Source organism: Mucilaginibacter terrigena, assembly GCF_004168255.1.
GTDB lineage: Bacteria > Bacteroidota > Bacteroidia > Sphingobacteriales > Sphingobacteriaceae > Mucilaginibacter > Mucilaginibacter terrigena.
In genome coordinates, this window is the sequence record NZ_SEWG01000014.1 from 1 (window position 1) to 2319 (window position 2319).

General features: G+C 48.2%; 1 protein-coding gene and 1 pseudogene. Both read left to right on the forward strand.

The genetic code is table 11. From position 1 onward, the window contains the following. Positions 1-330, forward strand: a pseudogene (locus tag EWM62_RS19080) (glucose-6-phosphate dehydrogenase); the annotation flags it as partial. An 80-nt stretch (positions 331-410) separates the two neighbouring features. Further along, positions 411-1130 carry a 6-phosphogluconolactonase gene (gene pgl, locus EWM62_RS19085; RefSeq protein ID WP_129877060.1) on the forward strand — a complete coding sequence of 240 codons (720 nt, stop codon included), beginning with the start codon at positions 411-413 and terminating at the stop codon, positions 1128-1130. Positions 1131-2319: the final 1189 nt, after the last annotated feature.

Genomic DNA, 2319 nt, shown 5'->3' on the forward strand with positions numbered 1-2319 from the left:
GTACAGGCCAAACGCCCCGGCATAGATATGGTACTAAATGCCGTTGATATGGTGTTCGACTATAAAGGCACTTATACCAACCAAGCGCCCGAAGCTTACGAAACGTTGATACTGGACACTATGCTGGGCGACCAAACCCTGTTTATGCGTGGCGACCAGGTAGAAGCTGCCTGGGATTTGGTTATGCCGATATTAAGCACCTGGCAAAACAAAAAGAGTTTGAATTTCCCTAATTATTCTGCCGACTCATGGGGGCCTGAATCTGCCGAGGCATTAATTGCCCGCGACGGGTTTAACTGGTTTACCCTACCTGTAAATGGAAAAAAATAATATTGATTTGAAGATTTGAAGATTTGAAAATTGACCCGGCATCTTCAAATCTTCAAATTAACAAATCTTCAAATTGAAAGATGAAACTGAACGTATTTGAAAAGGACACCGAAGTACTGGCCGCACTGGCCGACTACTTTGCAGCTTGCGCCAAAGAGGCCATAGACGCCCGCGACCGCTTTATAGTGGCGCTAAGCGGCGGCAGTTCGCCCAAAAAATTGCACGAGCTGCTGGCCAGCGAGTACCGCGATAAAATTGACTGGGATAAGGTGTACTTCTTTTTTGGCGATGAGCGCGATGTGCCGTTAACCGACGCGCAAAGCAATTACCTGATGGCCAAGCAAACCTTGTTCGACCCGCTGGGGATAGATCCCTCGCATGTTTACGCGGTGCAAACGCCTTTGGGTGCCGAGGAAGCCGCTAAAGATTACACCCGCCACCTCATCCACTTTTTTGACGGGCACAACGCCTGTTTCGACCTGGTGATATTGGGGTTGGGCGATAACTCGCACACCGCGTCGCTGTTCCCGCATACTTCTGTGTTGACGGACGAAAGCGCGTCCATCCAGGCATTGTATATCGATGAGGTAAAAATGAACCGTATTACCTTCACCGCCCCGCTTATTAATAACGCCCATCACATCGCGTTTTTAGTGTACGGTGCAGGCAAGGCCGAAGCTGTAAAGCATATTTTAGAAGACAACAAAAATATCCAGGAGTACCCCGCCCAACTCATTAAAGGCAAGGACCTTCAATGGTTTTTAGACGAACCCGCAGCCGCTAAGTTGGAAAAGAAATAAACAGAAAAGCCTCCGCAAATCGGAGGTTTTTCTGTTTAAAAATAAGGTCTGCGTTCACTAAAATGTTCACGTTCACGTTTGCGCAAGCAGGTGTGTTTTTCGTAATTAATTAATAATCAGTAGGTTAAATGTTAAAGTGGTGGCAAGGTGGTGACACCACTTTGTTAAGGAAAATTTATATAGCCGTTAGCCGCACAGGTGTCGTCTTCAGAGGATTTGGGGTGTGTTAATGAAGCGATAAAAGCTTGTCATGCTGAACGTAGTGAAGCATCTATCAGCCGCTATGCTAACCGTCACGCCGTCCGTTAGTCAACGGATCGGCACCACATGCAAAGTGCGAACTAACCACTCTCTACCATATAATTGCGGGCGGTAGCGTGGCAATCTCGTCGCAAGCAAAACGGATATGCTAAGATTGCCGCGTCACTTCGTTCCTCGCAATGAGATAGTGGTAAAAGGTGTCATTGCGAGCGATAGCGTGGCAATCTCAGAGGACAAGTAACCACTCAACCCGTCATGCCGTCCGTTAGCCAACGGATCGGCACCTCTAATGCGAAATCACGAACTAATCACTTACCACCATGTCATTGCGAGCGATAGCGTGGCAATCTCAGAGGACAAGTAACCACTCAACCCGTCATGCCGTCCGTTAGCCAAGGGATCGTTACCTCTGATGCTTAGTGCGCCCTACAGTAATCCGCCGCTCATTGCCGAGGAGGGCTACTTCTTTTGTCTTGAAACAAAAGAAGCAAAAATTCAAGTCAGCAAAAAGGCTTCTTTGCCGCACAGGCCTTTGCGCCGCAAACCGCTCAGAACCACTCCAAAGGAGTCCTTTGGACGGGCTGGAATCTTTTTGCCCCACTGCGTTCGCACTACCACTCGCTTCAGCAAAAATTTCCTATGCCCTTGCCACGCTCAGGCCACCATCGTTCTTCCCGCTTTCGGACGAAGCTGTTTTTCTGACATGGGAATTTCTGAAAATTCGGGTTTAGACAAAGCTAAACTACATTCCCGCCATACACCCGGCCCGCCGCCATGACAGGCCCGCGCTTTTAAAGAAAATCCCATCAATCCAAAAATCGTGTAAATCAAGGTTCAGACAAATAAACCCAAAATGCTGTCGCGAGCTTGTAGCTCGTGACATGACACAAGTCAGCTTTCAGCTGACGGAACCTGAAAGCTTGCATAA

Bases quoted from the DNA above. Each gene is read 5' to 3' on its own strand.
- pgl (WP_129877060.1), top strand. From the start codon at position 411: ATGAAACTGAACGTATTTGAAAAGGACACCGAAGTACTGGCCGCACTG.